Consider the following 1448-nt stretch of genomic DNA (forward strand, 5'->3'; position numbering starts at 1 on the left):
CATGATATCCGCAGTGGTGAAAAAAAAGAAGTCAAAGTTGGTAATCCGCCGTTTCATGAACTCAAATACACCTACCATAACCAATCAGAGGCTGTTGCGGCCATTGCTGCTTATCGCAATAAATCATCACGCGGTAAGTCTTCTTTCTCATGTGATATCGGTGGTGATCCGTTTGTGCAAGCAGAAGCAAAGCTTGTTCAAGAGCCCCCTTTCCGCCCTTATATTCCAGCAGAATGGCGCATCAAGAGCGTTAAGCACAAACTTGATAAAACGGGTGGTTATACCACAAAAATAGAGTGCGAGCTTTTTGATGAAACCCAAGAAGACACAGCTGGAAACGTTGCAAACACCACACCAGACAAGGACGATACCCTTGATCCAAACGCCCCACCTAACGCATGTGATGAAGGCGAAGGCGTTATCCATATGGATGAAGAAGGCATCAATTAGCAAAAATATCAAAAAATTATCAGAAGCAACTTGACAATGTGGCAACAATATGAATAATCGAATCAGGTGCCTCAAAAACACCTTAAAACATCTAGCGGATTGGTTGCCGAAATAATCAATCTTCTGAACATTAAAGATTTTGACTCATTATATGCCGTGGCATATAAAGGTCTTGTCGGGTGTGGTTATGCTATACAATACCCTTTTGGGAAAGGCATAACGACGGACTAGATGCCGTGTTTTTGAGCACCCGGCACTCTCTATTGAGTGTCAATCAAAAACTTTAACATCTAGGAGTTCATCATGAACACTCTTATAAAAATATCAGAACAAATAATTGGACAGGAAACAGTTCAAACTGTTAACGCTCGCGAATTACACGCATTTTTAGAAGTAAAAACCAGTTTTAAAGATTGGATTATCAGACGTATTCAAGATTGTAAATTTAAAGAAGAGCATGACTTTTGCTCTTTTTTGAGCGAAAGTTCAGGTGGACGTCCTTCTAAAGATTATGCTCTCACCTTAGACATGGCTAAACATCTTTCTATGATAGAGAGGAATGACAAAGGACATGAAGCGCGTCAATACTTTATCAAATGCGAACGGCTTTTGAAACAAGTAGCAACCCCACAAGTTGACTACTCCAAACCCGAAGCATTACTTGGTGTTTTGAACCATTTACAAAGTCAAATTGAGCAGAAGGATAACACCATTGCCGAATTAACACCAAAAGCAAAAGCTTTGGAAGGCTTAAAACGCTCTGATGGGTTGTTTGGTCTTATCGAAGCAGCGAAAATGCTTGAAGTACGACCAAAGGACTTAACCGATTATTTGCGTAAACATGACTGGGTCTATCGACGGGCTCCAGGGGCGCCTCTGTTACCTTATCAGGACAAGATCAAGAAAGGATTCATGGACTGCCCTGCTATCACCATTCAAAGACCGGATGGTACAGAAAAGGTGCTCCCTTCAACAAAAATCACCTCCAGAGGATTGGC

Annotated in this window: 1 protein-coding gene and 1 pseudogene; both read left to right on the forward strand. The window is 41.4% G+C overall.

The features are described 5' to 3' along the window. Positions 1–450, forward strand: a pseudogene (locus ACFINX_RS10045) (late control protein); the annotation flags it as partial. 303 nt (positions 451–753) lie between these two features. Beyond that, positions 754–1448 (forward strand): antA/AntB antirepressor family protein (locus ACFINX_RS10050; protein WP_375668794.1); only part of this gene is annotated, 695 nt, incomplete at its 3' end.

The organism is Bartonella sp. AP36NXGY, from assembly GCF_042195865.1.
Taxonomy (GTDB): domain Bacteria; phylum Pseudomonadota; class Alphaproteobacteria; order Rhizobiales; family Rhizobiaceae; genus Bartonella.